The sequence below is a fragment of the Mycobacterium sp. NGS33 genome (assembly GCF_059812885.1).
The window spans coordinates 114,222-133,410 of record NZ_JCALDN010000002.1; the positions used below are offsets into that span (position 1 = coordinate 114,222).

Annotated in this window: 17 protein-coding genes; 11 read left to right on the forward strand and 6 right to left on the reverse strand. The window is 69.0% G+C overall.

Annotated features, from left to right (window positions below; all coding sequences use genetic code 11):
• Positions 1–14: 14 nt before the first annotated feature.
• The 7 genes from AC5Y5B_RS04635 (at position 15) to AC5Y5B_RS04665 (ending at position 6,205) form a co-directional block, all read left to right on the forward strand.
• Positions 15–1,148, forward strand: a complete 1,134-nt coding sequence (locus AC5Y5B_RS04635; protein ID WP_500004062.1) for a M28 family peptidase — start codon at positions 15–17, stop codon at positions 1,146–1,148.
• Positions 1,149–1,300: 152 nt separating this feature from the next.
• Positions 1,301–2,317: a GHMP family kinase ATP-binding protein gene (locus AC5Y5B_RS04640; protein ID WP_112631892.1), complete on the forward strand. Its 1,017-nt coding sequence runs from the start codon at positions 1,301–1,303 to the stop codon at positions 2,315–2,317.
• Positions 2,305–2,922: a D-sedoheptulose-7-phosphate isomerase gene (locus AC5Y5B_RS04645; protein WP_500004064.1), complete on the forward strand. Its 618-nt coding sequence runs from the start codon at positions 2,305–2,307 to the stop codon at positions 2,920–2,922. The genes AC5Y5B_RS04640 and AC5Y5B_RS04645 overlap by 13 nt, the downstream gene beginning before the upstream one ends.
• Before the next feature lie 8 nt (positions 2,923–2,930).
• Positions 2,931–3,485 carry a D-glycero-alpha-D-manno-heptose-1,7-bisphosphate 7-phosphatase gene (locus AC5Y5B_RS04650; RefSeq protein ID WP_500004067.1) on the forward strand — a complete coding sequence of 185 codons (555 nt, stop codon included), beginning with the start codon at positions 2,931–2,933 and terminating at the stop codon, positions 3,483–3,485.
• 224 nt (positions 3,486–3,709) lie between these two features.
• Positions 3,710–4,660, forward strand: coding sequence for an acetyltransferase Pat (gene pat / locus AC5Y5B_RS04655; RefSeq protein WP_112631997.1), 951 nt, complete (start codon positions 3,710–3,712; stop codon positions 4,658–4,660).
• A gap of 180 nt (positions 4,661–4,840) precedes the next feature.
• On the forward strand, positions 4,841–5,527 hold the full coding sequence (locus AC5Y5B_RS04660) for a DUF5642 family protein (protein WP_500004069.1): 687 nt from the start codon (positions 4,841–4,843) through the stop codon (positions 5,525–5,527).
• 27 nt (positions 5,528–5,554) lie between these two features.
• The gene (locus AC5Y5B_RS04665) at positions 5,555–6,205 is read left to right on the forward strand and encodes a DUF5642 family protein (RefSeq protein WP_112631895.1); all 651 of its coding nucleotides are present in this window, start codon (positions 5,555–5,557) and stop codon (positions 6,203–6,205) included.
• A gap of 6 nt (positions 6,206–6,211) precedes the next feature.
• Here the strand turns inward: AC5Y5B_RS04665 and AC5Y5B_RS04670 are convergent, their stop codons facing one another.
• The gene (locus AC5Y5B_RS04670; protein ID WP_205869038.1) at positions 6,212–6,808 is read right to left on the reverse strand and encodes an alpha-ketoglutarate-dependent dioxygenase AlkB; all 597 of its coding nucleotides are present in this window, start codon (positions 6,806–6,808) and stop codon (positions 6,212–6,214) included.
• Positions 6,809–6,901: 93 nt separating this feature from the next.
• Between AC5Y5B_RS04670 and arcA the strand changes: the two genes are divergently transcribed.
• Positions 6,902–8,113, forward strand: a complete 1,212-nt coding sequence (gene arcA, locus AC5Y5B_RS04675) for an arginine deiminase (protein ID WP_112631897.1) — start codon at positions 6,902–6,904, stop codon at positions 8,111–8,113.
• 52 nt (positions 8,114–8,165) lie between these two features.
• Here arcA and AC5Y5B_RS04680 read toward each other — a convergent pair whose 3' ends face one another.
• A complete protein-coding gene (locus tag AC5Y5B_RS04680; RefSeq protein ID WP_500004072.1) occupies positions 8,166–9,014 on the reverse strand; it encodes an endonuclease domain-containing protein in 849 nt (282 codons plus the stop codon).
• Positions 9,015–9,117: 103 nt separating this feature from the next.
• A complete protein-coding gene (locus AC5Y5B_RS04685; protein WP_165821751.1) occupies positions 9,118–10,662 on the reverse strand; it encodes a dolichyl-phosphate-mannose--protein mannosyltransferase in 1,545 nt (514 codons plus the stop codon).
• An 82-nt stretch (positions 10,663–10,744) separates the two neighbouring features.
• Between AC5Y5B_RS04685 and rsmI the strand changes: the two genes are divergently transcribed.
• A complete protein-coding gene (gene rsmI, locus AC5Y5B_RS04690; protein WP_112631899.1) occupies positions 10,745–11,581 on the forward strand; it encodes a 16S rRNA (cytidine(1402)-2'-O)-methyltransferase in 837 nt (278 codons plus the stop codon).
• On the opposite strand, the gene AC5Y5B_RS04695 is transcribed toward rsmI, so the two are convergent.
• The 3 genes from AC5Y5B_RS04695 to AC5Y5B_RS04705 form a co-directional block, all read right to left on the reverse strand.
• Positions 11,578–12,828, reverse strand: coding sequence for an aminodeoxychorismate synthase component I (locus AC5Y5B_RS04695; protein WP_112631900.1), 1,251 nt, complete (start codon positions 12,826–12,828; stop codon positions 11,578–11,580). The genes rsmI and AC5Y5B_RS04695 overlap by 4 nt on opposite strands.
• A gap of 132 nt (positions 12,829–12,960) precedes the next feature.
• Positions 12,961–13,872: an RNA polymerase sigma-70 factor gene (locus tag AC5Y5B_RS04700; protein WP_500004075.1), complete on the reverse strand. Its 912-nt coding sequence runs from the start codon at positions 13,870–13,872 to the stop codon at positions 12,961–12,963.
• A complete protein-coding gene (locus tag AC5Y5B_RS04705; RefSeq protein ID WP_500004077.1) occupies positions 13,869–15,053 on the reverse strand; it encodes an NAD(P)/FAD-dependent oxidoreductase in 1,185 nt (394 codons plus the stop codon). Before AC5Y5B_RS04705 ends, AC5Y5B_RS04700 begins: the two co-directional genes overlap by 4 nt.
• A gap of 391 nt (positions 15,054–15,444) precedes the next feature.
• On the opposite strand from AC5Y5B_RS04705, the gene AC5Y5B_RS04710 reads away from it, so the two are divergent.
• Together AC5Y5B_RS04710 and AC5Y5B_RS04715 are read left to right on the forward strand one after the other, a co-directional pair.
• The gene (locus AC5Y5B_RS04710) at positions 15,445–17,115 is read left to right on the forward strand and encodes a hypothetical protein (RefSeq protein WP_500004741.1); all 1,671 of its coding nucleotides are present in this window, start codon (positions 15,445–15,447) and stop codon (positions 17,113–17,115) included.
• Between the two features lie 208 nt (positions 17,116–17,323).
• On the forward strand, positions 17,324–19,189 hold the full coding sequence (locus tag AC5Y5B_RS04715; protein ID WP_500004079.1) for a putative bifunctional diguanylate cyclase/phosphodiesterase: 1,866 nt from the start codon (positions 17,324–17,326) through the stop codon (positions 19,187–19,189).

Sequence of the window (19,189 nt, forward strand, 5' to 3'; positions counted from 1 at the left end):
ATGGAGAGGACCTGATGGCGCATCGCGACCGCGACTCAACCGACGAATTGCTGGAAGAGCTTTTGTTGACCTACGGGCCATGCGGGCAGGAGGACGCCGTACGCGAAGTCATCGCCCGTGAACTGCAACCCCTGGTCGACGACATGTGGACCGATGACGCCGGCAACCTGATCGGATATGTCGCCGCCGCCCCGTCGGCCGGCGATGGCGGGACGCCCACCCATCGCCACCGCACCGAGGCCATCCCCGGAACCGCTACACGGGTCATGGCGCACATGGACGAACTGTCGATGATCGTCAAGCGCGTAGAGTCCGACGGCACATTGCATTTGACGCAGCTGGGCACCATGTATCCCGGAAACTTCGGCCTGGGTCCGGTCGCGGTCCTCGGCGACAACGAAACCCTCACGGCCGTACTGACTCTCGGGTCCGAGCACACCACCCAGGAAAGCTCGCGGATCTGGGAGACCAAGCCCGATCAGGGCGACCGCGCGCTGGACTGGGATCACGTCTACGTCTTCACCGGCCGCACCGCCGACGAGTTGACCGCCGCGGGAGTGCACGCCGGCACCCGAGTCTGCACGCACCGCAGCAAGAGATCGGTGGTCGAGATCGGCGACTACGTCGGCGCCTACTTCCTCGACGACCGCGCCGCGGTGACCGCACTGCTGAACGCCGCGCGGCTGCTGCGTGAACGCCAACATCGGCCCGCCGACGACGTCTACCTGGTCTTCACCACCAACGAAGAGATCGGCGGCGTGGGGGGCACCTACGCCAGCGCCACCCTGCCGGGTGACCTCACCCTCGCGCTGGAAGTCGGCCCCACCGAACACGAATACACCACCAGCGTTACGGGCGGGCCGATCATTGGCTACAGCGACGCACTGTGCGTGTACGACAAGAGCGTCGCCGACCGGTTGCTCAAAATCGCCACTGACCGCGAGCTGTCACCACAGGCCGCCGCACTGGGCGCCTTCGAATCCGACGCCTCGCACTCGAAGGCCAACGGGCTGACCGCGCGCGCCGGTCTGCTGTGCCTGCCCACGCTGAGCACCCACGGCTACGAGGTCATCGCCCGCCACGCGATCGACGACATGGCCGCGATCGTGGTCGATTTCGTGCTGGAGCCCAGCCAAAAGAAGTCCTGAAAACACCGCGATCGTGCTGGTCAGCCTGTTAGGCTGGCGACGCTTCACCGACCCCAGACGATGGGATTAGCACGTGGCGGGCGTGGCCTCTCGGATGTCGCCGACACACCGCGCGTCCACCCGTTGAGCGCATCACCCGAAAGCGAATCCCCATGACACGTCCCCGAATCCGCGCACGGGCGCCGTTGCGGATCTCCTTCGCCGGGGGCGGCACCGACGTGCCCCCCTTCCCGACGACCGAGGGCGGCTGCGTCCTGTCGGCCACCATCGACCGCTACGCCCAGGGGTCGCTGGTGCCGCGCACCGACCGCCGGGTCAGCATCGAATCGGTGGACTTCAAGACCACCCACGAGATGACGCTCGACAGCGAGATCCTCTACGACGGCAGCCTCGATCTGATCAAGGCCGCGGTGCGCAGATTCGGCCGCGACGGTACGGACGGCTACGACCTGGTGCTGCGGTCCAGCGCGCCACCGGGTTCCGGGCTGGGCTCGTCGTCGACGATGATGGTCGCCCTCACCGGCCTGCTCGCCGAGCATTACCGGGTACCGATGGGCGAATACGAGACCGCCCAGCTGGCGTGCGCCATCGAACGTGAGGACCTGGGCATCGCGGGCGGCATGCAGGACATGTACGCCGCGACCTTCGGCGGCTTCAACTTCATCGAGTTCACCGACCGCGTGATCGTCAACCCCCTGCGGATCCGCGACGAAACGGCGTTCGAACTCGAACTGAGCCTGCTGCTGTGCTACACCGGCATCACGCGTGACTCCGCGCGGGTGATCGAGGACCAAACCCGCCGCGCCACAACGGGTTCGGATGACACCCTGGCGGGACTGCGGGCCCAGAAGGATCTGGCGGTGGCGATGAAGGCGGCGCTGCTGACCGGCAAACTCAACGATTTCGGTGCGCTGCTCGGCGAAGCGTGGACGCACAAGAAGCGGATGTCGCCCTACATCACCAACGAGCGCATCGACGATCTCTACGACCTTGCGCTCAAGAACGGGGCGCTGGGCGGCAAGCTCACCGGAGCCGGCGGCGGGGGATACATCCTGCTGTTCTGTGACTTCGCCAAGAAACACCGCCTCATCGAAGCGCTGGAGGGCGCCGGGGCCACCATCACCGAATTCGCCTTTGAGAGCAAGGGATTGACAACATGGTCGGCATGACCGGGCCGGATGTCGTGTCGCCGAGCGTCGAGCTGGTCCAGCAGCGGCTCGCCGAGACCATCGCTGTCAAGCAACAAATGCAGCAGGGTGATTTCGCCGCGCAGACCGTCGAGGTGGCGCGCGTGATCATCGGCGCACTGCGCGCCGGCGGGAAGGTGATCTTTTTCGGCAACGGTGGTTCTGCGCAGGACGCCGGACATTTGGCGGCGGAACTGATGGGCCGCTTCGCTTTTGACCGGCCCGGGCTGGCGGCGATCAGCCTTCCCGACGCCACGGCGGCCATGACGGCGATCGGCAACGACTATTCCTACGACGAGGTGTTCGCCCGCCAGGTGCTCGCCGCCGGGCGTCGCGGCGACGTGGTGGTCGGACTGACGACGTCGGGCAACTCGCCGAACGTCGTTCGTGCGCTCGAGGTGGCCGGCCAGGCGGGGATGACGACCGTCACTCTGACCGGCGCGCACGGCGGCAAGGTGGCCAACGTCGCCGATATCTGCATCCGGGTGCCCAGCCACGACACCGGGCGCATCCAGGAGGCGTGCCTGCACCTGGGCCACTCCATCTGCGAAATGGTCGAAGCGGCACTGTTTCCCAGGCCGTCCTGACATCGACGATGCCCGCACCCGATCTGCGCGATGTGCGCACCGTCTTTCTGGACCGCGACGGCACCATCAACGTCAAGGCCGCCGAGGGCGAATACATCAGATCGCCGGACGAGTTGGTACTGCTGCCGGGCGCGGCCAAGGCGGTGGCCGCCCTGAACGCCGCCGGTCTGCGAACAGTATTGGTGACCAACCAGCGGTGGCTCTCGGAAAAGCCCGCCGAACCAACACATTTCACAGCCATCCAGCAACGCCTGCAGGAACTGCTGGCGAGCGACGGCGCCCGGCTCGATGCCGCCTACCATTGCCCGCACGCGGCGAACAGCTGTGACTGCCGCAAGCCACTGGCCGGGATGTTGGTGCGCGCGGCGCAAGAGCACGATTTCGATCTGGCCGAGTCGGTGATGATCGGCGACGGGGACGCCGACGTGATGGCCGGCCGGGCGGCGGGAGCGGTGACCGTGCTGCTGCGCCCAGGCGGCGATGAGTCCGCCGACGCGGACTTTGTGGTCGACGATCTGGCGGCCGCCGTCGAGCTGATTGTGAGCGCACAAGCGGCGCGTTAGTGGTCATGAACGCCCGCGGATCCTTGCCGCGGCCGCAACCTGCTCATAACCTGGGCAACATCCGACCGCAGCCAGGATTGTTCGGGCTGGTGCGGGAGACGACGGCAACCAGGCGGGCAGGTCATGGCATCACCGCGACGCACAGAGCGGTGTGGCGGCGCTGCGGGCGGCGGTCCATAGCGGTGGCCGGACTGACCGGCGCCCGGGTGGACGAGCTGGCGACGATGGACATCTTCAAGGGATGTCCGGCCGAAGACCTCGCCCCGCTGGCGGGCCGCCTGCAGCCGCTGCGCGCCGGACCCGGCCAGGTGCTGATGCGGCAGGGCGAGCAGGCCGTCTCGTTTCTGCTGATCTCCTCGGGTACCGCCGAGATCAAACACGTCGGCGACGACGGCGTCGTGATCGTCGAGCACGCATCCGCGGGCATGATCGTCGGCGAGATCGCCCTGCTGCGTGACATCCCCCGCACCGCGACGGTGACCACCGCCGAACCGCTGACCGGTTGGATCGGTGACACCGGGGCCTTCGCCAGCATGGTGCACATCCCCGGCATCACGCCGCGGCTACTGCGCACCGTGCGCCAGCGGCTCGCCGCGTTCATCACGCCGATCCCGATCCGCGTTCGTGACGGCACACTGCTGCTGTTGCGCCCGGTGCTTCCCGGCGACAGCGAGCGCACCGTGCACGGGCACATCTACTTCTCCAGCGACACGCTGTATCGGCGCTTCATGACCCCGCGACTGCCCACCCCGGCATTGATGCACTACCTGTCCGAGGTCGACTACGTCGATCACTTCGTGTGGGTGGTCACCGACGGCAGCGACCCGGTGGCCGACGCGCGCTTCGTGCGCGACGCCAACGACCCGACGGTCGCCGAGATCGCCTTCACCGTCGCCGACGCCTATCAGGGCCGCGGCATCGGCACCTATTTGATCAGCGCGCTGTCGATCGCCGCCGAGATCGACGGGATCGAAAGGTTCTCCGCGCGAATGCTTTCCGACAATGGCCCGATGCGCGCGATCATGGATCGTTACGGCGCCGTCTGGCAGCGCGAAGACGTCGGCGTCATCACCACGGTGATCGACGTGCCCCACCCCCGCCATCTGCCGTTCCGCCGTGACGAGGTCGAACAGATCAAACGGGTGGCCCGCCAGGTGATCGAGGCCGTCGGCTGAGACCGGTGCCGTAGCGCTCCAGCTCCCGCGAGTCTGCGGACCATCAGGAGAGTTTCGAATCCGCCGGCGCGGTTGACGACGACGTCGTCCCCCCTAAGCCGGCGTGACGGAGGTTATTCCGACCGCCCTGCACGGGCGTGGGGGAGACGGCATGGCCGCGTCCTGTGCTATCAACTCCTCATGCGGCCGTTCGGGATTGGCCCGGCGCTGACTACCGCGCTCACGTTGGCCGTCGCCGGGTGTGCTCATCCACCCGCGCCCAAACCCCCGGCCGTCCCGGCAAAGACGTCGACCAACAACGCTGCCGTCAATCCCGCCAACATCAAACGCGTGGTGCGCGACCTGCCGCCCGGTTACGAGGTGACCACCGGAATTCCCAGCGCGGCCTCCCCGCGGGTGATCTGGAGCCTGGGGGACGACCTGCAGGCCAAACCCGCCACGTGTGGGACGCTCGCCGACCCCGGGAACGGGCGCGACCAGTCGGCGCAGGGCATCTCGGCCTCCGGCAGCGGCGGGATCGTCAACGCGGTGGTGGTGGCTTTGCCGGGGCCGGTGGATTTCCCCGACGAGTTGGTCACCGCGTGCGCCCAATGGTCGGAGACCGCCGGGAACACCGTGGTGCATGTCCACCTCATCGACGCGCCGCACGTCGAAGGTGTCCAAACCGTCGGCATGGTGGCCGACGTGAAGTCGTCGGTCGAGTCGGGCACCGAAATCGATTCGCACATCTACACTTTCACCGCCTACCTGGGCAATTACTACGCGTTCACCACGTTGACCACCGATCCGGGTTCAGCGCTTCCGGTGCTGCCACCGCAATTCGCCGCGGATCTGCTCGCCAAAACGGTGTCCACGTTGCGCAGCTGAGCTCCCGGCTTGGGTAGATTGGCCACGATGTCCAAGATGTTGCTCGCGGTCGCTGCCGTCTGCGTTTTGGCCGGCTGTTCATCGGCCACTCACCCGGCGAAGGTCGACATCAGCAAGGTGGTCGACGTGAAGTCCAGCTTCGGACCCGAGTACAAGGTCAGCGACATCAGCGAGCGGGGAATCGACCCCAAGTTCCTGGCCGGTCGCAAGCTGCCCGACGGGTTGACGTTCGACCCCGCGAACTGCGCGAAAGTGGCGGCCGGGCCCGACATGCCGGCCGATCTGCAGGGCAACATGTCCGCGGTCACCGCCGAGGGCCGCGGCAACCGGTTCGTGGTGATCGCGCTGGAGACCTCAAAAGCGTTGCCCCTCAACGACCCCGGAAAGGACTGCGCCAAGGTGACCTTCGCCGGCCCGCAGATGCGCGGCGGCGTCCAGGTGGTCGAGGCGCCGCAGATCGACAGCACCCGCACGCTGGGCGTGCATCGCGTCATGCAGGCGCTGACGCCGGGTGGCCCGCGCACCGGGGAGTTGTACGACTATTCGGCCGCATTCGGCGACTACCAGGTGATCGTCATCGCCAACCCGCTGGTGATTCCCGACCAGCCCGTGGCCCCGGTCGATACCCAACGCGCCCGCGACCTGCTCGTCAAAGCGGTGTCGGCGGTGCGCGCCTGACCGCGCCTAGCGCACGCCTCGCGGCCGGAACTGAATGCTGACCCGCGGACCCACCGAGGCCGTCGTCTTGGGCACGGCGTGCTCCCAGGTGCGTTGGCATGACCCGCCCATCACCAGCAGATCGCCGTGCGACTGCGGCAGCCGCAGCGAGGGGCCGCCGCCGCGACGGCGCATCGCGAAGGCGCGGGTGGCGCCCAGGCTGACGATCGCCACCATGGTGTCCTCGGTGCTGCTGCGGCCGATGGTGTCGCCATGCCAGGCGACGCTGTCCGAGCCGTTGCGATAGCAGCACAACCCCACCGTGGTGAAGGGTTCACCGAGTTCGCCGGCGTAGATGTCGTTGAGTCGGCGGCGCAGCCGGGCCAGCTCCGGATGCGGCGGCTCGTCGACGGCGAGGTCGTGAAAGCTCACCAGCCGCGGCACGTCGACCACCCGGTCGTACATCTGCCGGCGTTCCTCGCGCCAGGGCACCCTCGACAGCAGGTCCTCGAGCAGCTCGTCGGCATCGGTGAGCCAGCCCGCACGGATCTCGATGAACGCGCCGTCGCCAAGTTGTCGGCGCTCGGTGTGCTGGAACAGGGAGCCTTGAACCGCGATCTCCACGACGCCGAGTTTATCGCACATCCGTTCGATGGCGCGGCGCGCGCGGCGCGCGTGTGGCGGGACGGGGTGCCCCGGCGCCGCTACGGTTGAGCTGTGGGTGTTGTCGAGCTGGGCACCAATTCCGAGGTCGGCGCGCTGCGCGTGGTCATCCTGCACCGTCCCGGTGCCGAGCTGCTCCGGCTGAACCCGCGCAACGTCGACCAGCTGCTGTTCGACGGCCTGCCGTGGGTCGCCCGCGCGCAAGACGAGCATGACCGGTTCGCCGCGCTGTTGCGGTCGCGCGGTATCGAGGTGCTGCTGCTGTCGGATCTGCTCACCGAGGCGCTGACGCACAGCGGAGCCGCGCGGATGCAGGGCGTCGCGGCCGCCGTCGACGCGCGACGGCTCGGAGTGCCGTTGGCGCAAGAACTTTCGGCATACCTGCGGGGGCTCGAGCCGGCCCGACTGGCCCAGGTGCTGATGGCAGGCATGACGTTCAACGAGTTGCCGGCGGACACCCGGACCGACGTGTCGCTGGTGCTGCGCATGCACCACGGCGGCGATTTCGTCATCGAGCCGCTGCCCAACCTGGTGTTCACCCGCGACTCGTCGATCTGGATCGGACGGCGGGTGGTGATTCCGACGCTGGCGCTGCGCGCCCGCGGCCGCGAGGCCTCGCTGACCGACCTCATCTACGCCCACCACCCGCGGTTCACCGGCGTGCGCCGCGCCTACGAGTCGCGCACCGCGCCCGTCGAGGGCGGTGACGTGCTGCTGCTGGCGCCCGGCGTCGTCGCCGTCGGGGTGGGGGAGCGGACCACCCCCGCCGGCGCGGAAGCGTTGGCGCGCAGCCTGTTTGACGACGACCTGGCGAACACCGTGCTCGCGGTGCCGATCGCTCAGCGGCGCGCCCAGATGCATCTGGACACGGTGTGCACGATGGTCGACACCGACACCGTGGTGATGTACGCCAACATCGTCGACTCGCTGTCGGCGTTCACGATTGCGCGCACCCCCGACGGCGTCGCGATCAGCGACGAGGCCCCGTTCCTGGAGGCCGCGGCCAAGGCGATGGAAATCGACAAGCTGCGGGTCATCGACACCGGGCTGGATCCCGTCGTCGCCGAACGCGAACAGTGGGACGACGGCAACAACACGCTGGCGCTGGCGCCCGGTGTGGTGGTCGCCTATGAGCGCAACGCGCAGACCAACACTCGCTTGCAGGACGCCGGCATCGAGGTGTTGACCATCGCCGGATCCGAATTGGGCACCGGCCGCGGCGGTCCCCGGTGCATGTCCTGCCCGGTCGCCCGCGACCTGTTGTAGGTAGCGCGCCGAGATTGCCGCCATGGTCGTGATCGGGGCCAAAGCACAGCCCTCATGGCAATCTCGGCGCCGAACGGCGCGTCAGTGCCTCGCGAGCGCGTTGCACGATGACGTTGGGCCGGTCCTCGTTGATCACTCTGATCACGTTCCAGCCGAGTCGGCTCAGCGTCTCGGCTCGCCGGATGTCTTTCACGTACTGGCTTCGATCGGTGCGGTGTTGTTCGCCGTCGTATTCGATCGCCACCATCGGCTGTTCCCAACCCATATCCAGATAAGCCACGAAGCGGCCGTCGGTAACTCGGATCTGCGTGGCAGGGCGAGGTAGCCCGGCGTCTATGAGGACGAGTCGCAGCCAGCTTTCTTTGGGTGATTGCGCACCGCTGTCCATCAGCGACAAGGCCGTTCGGCACTGCCGCACGCCTCTCGCTCCTTTATGAGTCGCGATCAACGGAATCGCATCGGCGGCGGTGACACCGGTCGCGGCGGACAACGCGTCGAGGTGGGTGACTGCTAGTCCGCGCGGTAGGTGCCGAGCCAGATCGAAGGCGGTCCTCGCCAGATTGGTGACAAGTAGCCCGTCCACATCAACGACTTCGCCGGCACTGATTCGTTCACGGCGGACGACTATGCCGGGTGGCGGATGGTGGAACGGCCCGATGATCTCTATCGGGGCGAACTCGTCGACCCATTTGGCCCCATGGAGCGCGGCGGCGGCGCGGCCAGCGATGATTCCCCGACGCCCAGACCATAGCCATGCTCCGCTGATGTTGTCCCGCAGCGACCTCGAACCGTGTTTCGGAAGGTAAACGTTTCGGTGGATTCGCCGGTAGTTCCAACGCAATTGGCCGCGGGTCAGCCCGCCACATGCTATTGCCTCGCTACCGAGAAAGGCCTCCGTCACGGGCTTATGATGCGTCCGCACACTGACACGACGTCGAGATTGCCGCCATGGTCGTGATCGGGGCCAAAGCACAGCCCTCATGGCAATCTCGGCGCAATGCGCGCTAGCGCCAGCTGGGCAGCCAGATCTCCATGTTCCACGTCTGCTGCGAAATCGGCAGGCCGGTGAGCACCGGGAACAGCCACGCGAAATTGGTCACCACCAATGCCACGTACGCGCACACGGCGATCAACGCCAGCGTGCGTCGCTCCGAATTCGCCTCCAGCTGCAGCCGCAGCCGCCGGGGCGGCGCGCCGGGCGTATAGAGAACGTCGCCGCAAATCAGCGCGATGGCCATCACCAGGAACGGCGCCATGGTCGCCGCGTAGAAGAAGTACATCTGCCGATCGATGTCGGCGAACCACGGCAGCCAGCCCGCACAGTAGCCGACGAGCACCGCGGCGTACCGCCAGTCGCGGCGAACCAGCATGCGCCACAACGCGAAAACCAGGACCGGCACCGCCAGCCACCACATCGCCGGAGTGCCCACCAGCATCTCGGCCTTTACGCACGACTGGGCGCCGCACCCGGGGACGTTCTGCTCGTCGATGGCGTAGAGCACCGGGCGCAACGACATCGGCCAGCTCCACGGTTTCGATTCCCACGGGTGGTAGTTGCCCGCGGAATTCGTTAAGCCGGCGTGGAATTGGAACGCCTTGGCGGTGTAGTGCCACAGCGATCGGATGGCGTCGGGCAACGGCACCAGCGAATGTGGTCCGATCGTCTGGCCGACCTCGTGCCGGTCGATGGCGGTCTCGGAGGCGAACCAGGGTGCATAGCTGGCCAGATACACCAACACCGGGACGACGCCCAGCGCATACGCGGTGGGGGCGAGGTCGCGGCGCAAGGTCCCCAGCCAGGGCCGGGTGACCTGATACTGGCGCCGCGCGGCCACGTCGAAGGCCAGCGACATGGCCCCGAAGAACAGCACGAAGTACAGGCCGGACCACTTTGTGCCGCAAGCCAATCCGAGCAGTACCCCGGCGCCGAACCGCCACCAGCGCACGCCCAGCCGCGGGCCCCACACCGTGTCGGCGTTGCGACCCTGCTGCAGCGCGATGTGCATCCGTTGCCGCACCTGGTCGCGATCGACGATCAGCGCGCCGAACGCCGCGACCACGAAGAAGGTGAGTATGCCGTCGAGCAGGGCGGTCCGCGAGGCGACGAAGCTGACGCCGTCGCAGATCACCAGCACGCCGGCGATCGCGCCGACCAACGTCGAGCGGCTGATCCGCCGCACGATCCGCAGCACCAGCGTGACCATCACCACGCCGAGCAGCGCTCCGGTGAATCGCCAGCCGATGCCGCTGTAGCCGAAGACGGCCTCGCCCAGGGCGATCAGTTGCTTGCCGACCGGCGGGTGCACCACCAGGCCGAACCCGGGGTTGTCCTCCACGCCGTGGTTGTGCAGCACCTGCCAGGCCTGCGGGGCGTAGTGCTTCTCGTCGAAGACGGGGGTGCCGCCGTCGGTGGGTGAGCCCAGGTTGAGGAAGCGGGTGATCGCCGCCACCAGCGTGATGATGCCGGTCACCACCCAGCCGCGGACCTGATCGGTCGGGCCGAAATCGGCCACGGGCACCAGCGGTCCGGGACTGACGACGGGCACCACGCGTTCCGTCACGGCACCCTCGACGTTCAGGGGGGATTCGCGGGGCGGGGCAGTCATCGGTGTCGATCGTAGGCTGTCGGTCATGACCACCGGCCGCCTGTTGCTGGGCGCGACCCCGCTGGGCCAGCCGTCGGATGCCTCGCCCCGCCTGCTCGACGCCTTGGCCCGAGCCGACGTGGTGGCCGCCGAGGACACCCGGCGGGTGCGCACCCTAGCCAAGGCCCTCGATGTGCGGATCACCGGCCGGGTGATCAGCATGTTCGACCAGGTCGAGAGCTCCCGGGTGGAGTCGGTGATCGAGGCGATCCGCGCGGGCGCGACGGTGCTGGTGGTCAGCGACGCCGGGATGCCGCTGATCAGCGACCCCGGCTATCGGTTGGTGACGGCCTGTGTGGAGGCCGGCCTGCCGGTGCGATGCCTGCCGGGGCCGTCGGCGGTGACGACCGCGCTGGCCGTGTCCGGTCTGCCGGCCGAGAAGTTCTGCTTCGAGGGGTTCGCGCCGCGCAAGAAGGCGGCGCGGCGGGCGTGGCTGGATTCACTGGCCGACGAGCGGCGCACCTGCGTGTTCTTCGAATCCCCGCGGCGGTTGGCGGCGTGCCTGCAGGACGCCGTCGAGCGGCTCGGCGGCGCACGCCGGGTGGCGATCTGCCGGGAGCTGACCAAGGTGCACGAGGAAGTGGTGCGCGGCTCGCTCGACGAGCTGGCGGCCTGGGCGGCCGACGGGGTGCTCGGTGAAATCACGGTGGTGCTGGCCGGCGCCACCCCGCGCGCCGACCTGCCTTCGCTGGTCGCCGAGGTCGAGGAGCTCATCGCCGGCGGCGCCCGCATCAAGGACGCCTGCGGCGAGGTGGCCGGCGGGTATCCGGGGGTCCGGTCGCGCCAGCTCTACGACGCGGTGCTGCGGTCCCGCCGCGACTAGCCCGCCGCGCTCGCGGCCGCGATCGACGGCAGCCCGACGATGGGCGATGCCTTGTGCAGGCATTCGGCCCATTCGGCGTCGGGGTCGGAGTCGGCGGTGATCCCGCCGCCGACGCCTAGCACCGCCCCACCCGCGGCGTCGAATTCGACGGTGCGAATCGCCACGTTCAGCTCGCATCCGGCCACGGGTGAGGCCAATCCGATTGTGCCGCAATATATTCCACGACGATTGGGCTCCCACTGTGAGAGCAGTTGGCGGGCGCGGTGTTTGGGGGTCCCGGTGACCGAGGCCGGCGGGAAGGTGGCGTCCAGCAGCGCCGAGGTGGGCAGTTCGGTGGGGACCTGCGCGGACACCGTCGAGACCAGGTGCCACACGCCGGGGGCCCGGCGCACCACCAACAATTCCGGCACGGTCACGGTGCCGACGATCGCCACCCGGCCCAGGTCGTTGCGGACGAGGTCCACGATCATGATGTTCTCGGCGACCTCTTTGGCCGACGCGCGCAGCGCCGACGGCCACGCGTCCAGCGGCAGCGTGCCCTTGATCGGGCTGGACGTCACCGTCGTCCCGCGCCGCCGCAGGAACAGCTCCGGGGACAGCGACGCCACCGCACCCCAGGCGCCGGCGACGTAGGCCGCCCGCGCCGGGGAGGTGCGCGCGACGCCGTCGATGAAGAAGTCCAGCGGGGCGCCGGTGACGGCGCCGGCGAACTGTGTGCACACGCAGGCCTGGTACACCTCGCCGGCGCGGATCGCCTCCAGGCAGGCCAGCACGCCGTCGCGGTGCGCCGCCCGGTCGGCGCTGCCCCAGTCGATGTGACAGTCGCGCGGCGGGGCTTTCGGTGTGGTCAGGGCGGTCGACAGCCACTCCGGCATCGGCGCACCGGAGAGGCTCTCGTACCACCAGTGGCCGTCGCGGTCGCGACGCAGCACGCAGTCGGTCCAGCCGCCAGCGGCCTCGGGAACGCGATGGGGCCGGGCGTCCGCGCCGGCATCGGGATACGACAGGTAGCCGATCCAGCCGCCGCCCACCGCGCGCGGCTCGGGCGTCCGCGACACCGGGACCGCGAAGACGTCGTCGGCACGCACCGGGCGCACCGACAGGCTCGGGGCGATCACTGCCAGCGCGCCGAACCACTCACCGGTCAGCGCGGCGGGCGGGGGTAGGCCGAGCCGGCTGGTGGCGTCACCTACCGCGCGCAGCACCTGGGGTGCGGCGCCAAGATCGCCGAGCCGGTCGATGCGCACAGCTCTAGCTTGTCAGAGCGGCGGCGTTTCGCACCCCCGGCGTCGGCGCGCTGGTCGGATGGCGGCGACCCGTCCCCCGCAAGCGGGAGGTGCCCCGGCGCCCGGCCTATACCGCGTTTGCGATCGTCGCGGTCAGCCGCGGCTGATGTCGCGGGCGGTGGCCAGCGCCGCCAGCTTCTGCGGATTGCGCATCACATAGAAGTTGGTGATCTTGTCCGCGACGATCTCGACCGTGATGACGCCTTCGAGCCGGTCGCCGAGGTAGAGCAGCACCGCCGGGGCGCTGTTGCAGGTCACCATCTCCACCCGCACGGCGCCCATGGTCGCGGCCCGGCGGATCAGGCCGGTGATGGCCCTGGCCACCTTCTCGGCGCCGACCACCGGCCGGCGGGCGGCGCTGACCACACCGCCGCTGTCGGCCGTCCAGGTGGCGTCCGGGGCGAGCATGGTCATCAGCGCATCCACGTCGCCACCGGCCGCGGTGGCCAGGAACTGCGCGGTGATCTCGGCGTTGCGTTCCGGATCCACCGTGTCGAATCGCTTCCGCCGGGCGCGCACGTGTTCGCGCGCCCGGTGGGCGACCTGCCGGACGGTGGGGGCCGGCCGCCCCACCGCCTCGGCGATCTCGCCGTAGTCGAAACCGAACACCTCGCGCAGCACGAACACGGCCCGCTCGTCGGGGCTCAACGTCTCCAGCAGCACCAGCATCGCCATCGAAATCGACTCCGCCAGAACGACATCGGCCGCGGGGTCCTGCTCCTCGAGCAGCAGCGGCTCGGGCAGCCACGGCCCCACGTAGTCCTCGCGCCGGCGGGCACCGGCCCGCAGCGAGTTCAGCGCCTGGCGGGTGACCAGCTGGGCCAGATACGACTTGGTGTCGCGCACCGTCGCCAAGTCGACCGCCGCCCACCGCAGATAGCTGTCCTGCAAGACGTCGTCGGCCTCGGTCGCCGAGCCCAGCATCTCGTAGGCGATGGTGAACAGCAGTGGCCGCAGCAGGGTGAACCGTTCGGCGTGCTCGCTGCCGGCCGGTGCCTGCGTCATCGCGCGGTGACCTCCTCGGCGGGTGACTGCGCGGGCCGCTTGCCGCCCTTGATCCAGCGGTACGAACCGGGCTTGGCGGCCTCGCGCCGGATCGACCACAGCGTGCCCTTGCAGATCGCTTCCTTGAGCGACGCCGCCGCCCGGCCGCCGAGGAACATGTTCACCGGGGTGTCGTCGGTGCGGGCCATCTGGAAGGTGGCGTGCGTGCGGCCCAGGCTGATGCACTGCCCGACGAACGCCTGGCTCAGCGCCGCGGGGACCTCGCCGGCAATCCGGCTGAGCACGGTGTTGGCGGCCTGGGCGCCCAGCGGGCCGGCGGCCTGGCAGCTCATCCGCAACGGCTGACCCGACGGCGCGGCGGCGTCACCCGCGGCGACGATGCGCTCGTCGTCGATGCTGGTCAGCGTCTCGTCGGTGAGCAGCCGGCCCATCGGGTCGGTGTGCAGCCCGCTGCGCGTGGCAAGGTCCGGCACGGCGAATCCGGCCGTCCAGATCGTCGCCGCGCTGGGCAGCACCACGCCGTCGGTGAGCACCACCGCATCCCAGCGCACCTCTTCCACCGCGACCGACTCGAGCACGTTGACGCCCAGGCGCCCTAGCCGCTTGGCCACCGACCGCCGGCCCCGCTTGCTCAGCGACGGACCGAGGACCGGGCCGCACACCAGGGTCACCGGGCGCCCGCCCTCGGCCAGCTCGGAGGCGGTCTCGATGCCGGTCAACCCGCCGCCGACCACCGTGATGGGCGCGGGCAGCGGCAGATCGGTGAGCGCATAGTGCAAGCGCTGCGCGCTTTCCAGGTCGGCGACCGAATGCGCGTATTCGGCAACGCCTGGCGCCGCCGATGCGACCGCGCCCGTGCTTCCCACCGCGTAGATCAGGTAGTCGTAGTCCAGCTCGGCGCCCGAGGTCAGCAGGACCCGCCGGTCGGCGGCCTCGATGACCTCGACGCTGTCGACGACCAACCGGATCCCCTCGCCGAGCAGCGTCGCGTAATCGGCGGTCGCCGTGCCGGTGTCGGCAACCAGCTGGTGCAACCGGATCCGCTCGACGAAGACCGGGCGGGGGTTGACCACGGTGATGTCGATGTCCGGGCGCTGGCGCAGATGGTTAGCCGCCAGCGTGCCGGCGTATCCGGCGCCGACAACGACGACATGGGTTCTTGCGGGGGCCGACTCGGTCATGACTGTCTCCTGTTCGTGAGGACCTGTGCCCTTGAGACACCGCAGACCCGACGAGCGTGACAGGTGCGCCCGCAATTGTGACCCGTCTCACTGCGCGCCCATCGGCGCGACCGGTCAAGTGCCGGCCGCACCCCCGCTGAGCTGCGGCGAAGCCATGCCGAAACGCGCGTGATACGCTGCGCTACGCCAATTCATGGCCTGCCCCGGGCCGGATGCACGCACCACTGCAACGCGCGAAATGGGGCCACTTGCACGCGCATCGGTGCGTATTGGGAGAAGCAACCTTGACGACGACCTTCGCTGTGACTGGGCCTTGCGCCGCGCCGGCATCGGCGCAGTCGCGCAGCCCTCGCGGGCCGTTGTCGTCGGGCGCGATCTGACGCCGGTGGCCATCGTGTGCTCCTTGAGGAAACGCGTGCTGGCGGCTGTCGCGTGCGCGGCGGTGGTGCTCGGCGGCTGCGGCGATAAGAGCGACCCCGGACCGCTGTCGGCGATGGTCAGTCCGGCGATCCCGCCCACCGCCCAGGAGATCCCCAACCCGCTGCGCGGACAATACGAGCAGATGCTCAATCCGCTTTTCCCGCAAGGAAATTCGGCTCAACAGCGATATTCTGCGTGGCCGGCGTCGTACGACGCCAGCCTGCGCGTCTCGTGGCGGCAGCTGCAGCCCGTCGATCCGCGCACGCTGCCCCCCGATGCGCCCGACGACCGCAAGTTCGATTTCAGCGCCATCGACGACGCCCTGGCCAAGCTCGGTAGCCGGAACATGCGCCTGACCCTGGGCGTGTACGTCTACAAGTCCTGCTGCAACGACGCGTATCCGGACAACACCAACATCGCGATTCCGGACTGGCTGCGCCCCTCGGCCGCCAGTTACCCCGCGCCGGCGAACGGTTCGGCCCCGGGCGTCACCCATGTGGTGCCGAACTTCAACGACCCCGGCTACCTGGGCGGCGTCGGTCAGCTGCTGGCCGCGCTGGGCCGCCGCTACGACGGCGACGAGCGCCTGGCCGTGTTCGAGTTCTCCGGGTACGGGGACTTCGGCGCGAACCAACTCGGGTATCTGCGCGATGCGCTGAGCGCACCGGGCCCCACCCCCGACGAGAGCGCCGCAAAGCTGGGGTATTACAGCCAGTTTCGCGACCAGAGCATCACCAAGGCGTCCATCGCGCAATTGGTGGCGGCGAACGTCAACGCCTTCCCGCACACCCAGCTGGTCGTCGCCCCGCAGAATCCGGAGATCGTCCGCGAACTGTTCGCCGACGACGTCACCAAGAAATTGGTCGCGCCGGTCGGGATCCGCGCGGACTGCCTCGGCGTGCAGGCGCCCCTGCCGGAGTGGGCCGAGGCCAACGACTCACACTACGTCCGCTCCAGCGACGCGGTCGTCAACGCGATCAAACAGCGGCTGATGACGGCGCTGGTGGTCAGCCAGTGGTGCCGGTTGCCGAGCGGAGCCGACGCCCGGTCGTATTACGAGAAGGGCCTGCACGACGTCATCCGGTATCACGTGTCGATGACGTCGAGCGCCGATTTCCCGGACCGCGACGCGACGTCGGCGATGGATCCCAAGCTGTTCCAGGTATGGGCCCAGGCCAATACCGCTGCCGGCTACCGGTATTCGGTCGAGGCGAAGCCGGGGTCGCAATCGATCCAGGGCAAGGTGGCGACCATCTCGGTGGCGTGGACCAACTACGGGTCGGCGGCGGCCACCGAACGCTGGGTGCCCGGCTACAAGCTGGTGGACTTCTCCGGCGCGGTGGTTCGCAGCCTGCCGGCGACGGTCAATCTCAAGACGCTGGTGCACGACGAGTCCAGCCAGTCCCGCGAGGAACCGGTGCCCGAGTCGGCCACCGAATCGGTGCACGTGGACGTGGCGGGCCTGGCGCCCGGTCACTACACGCTGCGCGCCTCGGTCGAATGGCAACAGCACACGCCGGGCGCCTCACACGTGGTCAATTACGCGCCCATGGCCCTGGCCCGCGACGGGCGCGACGGCTCCGGGCTGTACCCCATTGCCACCCTCGACATCCCCAGCGACGCGGCCTCAGCAAACGGCTAGTGGCGCGTCCCGGCGCCGGCCACGCACCGCCCGCCGGCAGCTCGTCGTAAGTCCTGATCGACGCGAATCTGCGTGATACCGTTTCCGGACGGATTCCGGCCACGCCGCGCGCGGCTGGACATGCAACCAGCAAACAACCGAGCGAACTCTCGGACCCCGTCGACGGGCATTTCAACGGGGTCGCCGTGTGCCCCGTATCGGAGGACCCGTGCCGCGCAGCCTGGACCTGGTGGTCACCTCCGTCGCCACCCAGCTGATGGAGGCCACGGCGTCCACGGCGACCCGGGTCAGCGAAAACGTTCTCGCCCAGCTCGTCGAGCAATTCGATGTGGACGCCAGCTTCCTGCGCCACCACGATCACGACGCCGCCGCCGCGGTGTTGGTGGCCGAGTGGCCGCGACGACCCGACGCCGCCGGCCCCGATCCGATGGCCGATCTCGAGTGGGACGGCGCCGAGTCGGCGCTCGCCCAATGCGAGCGCCTCAGGAAGCCCGTGGTGACCCGGCCCGACCAGGCCAACGGCTGGCTTCGCCGCTTGCTCAACCGGGGCGCGGCACCGGTCACCCCCTCGCTGGCCGTCGCGCCGCTGGTATCCGGCGACGCGACCACCGGCGTGCTCGGCTTCGTCAAGTTCGGCACCCGCAGGTGGAAGCAGGACGAGATCAACACGCTCGAGGCCGTCGCCGCCCTGTTCGCTCAGCTGCAGGCGCGCATCGTCGCCGAAGAACGGCTCCGCTATCTCGCCGAACACGACGACCTGACCGGCGTCTACAACCGGCGGGCGCTGGTCGCACACCTGACCGACCGGCTCGCGGCCGGAAGCCCCGGGCCCGTCGCGGTCTTCTACCTCGACCTCGACCGGCTCAAGCCCATCAACGATTACCTCGGCCACACCGCGGGCGACTGGTTCATCACGATGTTCGCCCAACGCATCGAGGAGTGCGCCGGAGGCCAGAGCATGATCGCCCGGCTGGGCGGCGACGAGTTCGTGGTCATCCCGGACCGCCCGATGTCGTCGGAGGACGCCGAGGCGTTCGCGCGTCGCCTGTCGGCGATGCTGTGCGACCGATTGACCATCGGTGGCCACGTGATCAGCCGGACCGTCAGCATCGGGCTGGCGATGGGTGCGCCGGGGAACGACAACTGCGCCGATCTGCTGCGCCGGGCCGACGAGGCCGTGCTGACGGCCAAGCGCGCCGGCGGCAACCAGACCGCGGTGTCCACCGATGACATGTCGCTGAAACGGGCCTTCCGCAACGACATCGAGCTGCACCTGCAGGGCGATATCGAAAGCGAAGGCCTGGTCCTGCACTACCTGCCCGAGGTCGACCTGTGGACCGGCGCCATCGTGGGCGCCGAGGCGCTGGTGCGGTGGCGCCATCCGATCTGGGGGTTGCTGCTGCCCGACGCCTTCATCGGGGTCGCCGAATCGACGAACCTGGCCGCGGAGTTGGGCGGCTGGGTCATGCGCAGCGCGTGCGCCGAGTTCAGCCGGTGGCGCGCCAACGGAGTGGGCCAAGGCGCCATGTTGCGCATCAACGTGTCGCCCATTCAGCTGATCAGCCGCGGTTTCGTGCAAGGCGTTGCCGACACCATCGGTGAGTTCGGGATCGATGCCGAGTCGGTGTGCCTGGAGATCACCGAGCGCGCGGTGGTGCACGACATCGACACCACGCGAAAGACCTTGGCGGAGCTCAAGGACGTGGGCGTGCAGATCGCCATCGACGACTTCGGCACCGGTTACGCCGTCCTGTCGCACCTGAAGTCGCTGCCGGTCGACATGCTCAAGATCGATGCCGGCTTCGTGCGTGACGTGGGCACCGACGCCGGTGACCTGGCCATCGTGCGCGCGATCATCGGGCTCGCCGAGGCGTTCGGCCTCGAAGTGGTCGCCGAAGGCGTCGAGACACCCGCTGCCGCACTGACTTTGATGCAACACGGGTGCCACCGGGCGCAGGGCTTCCTGCTGTCGCGGCCCATCCCCGGCGACGCGATGGAAGCGCTGCTGTCCGCGCGGTGGATGCCGATGCCGTTTCTCGCCGATCGCGAGTCATCGTCGTTGGGTTCGCTCTAG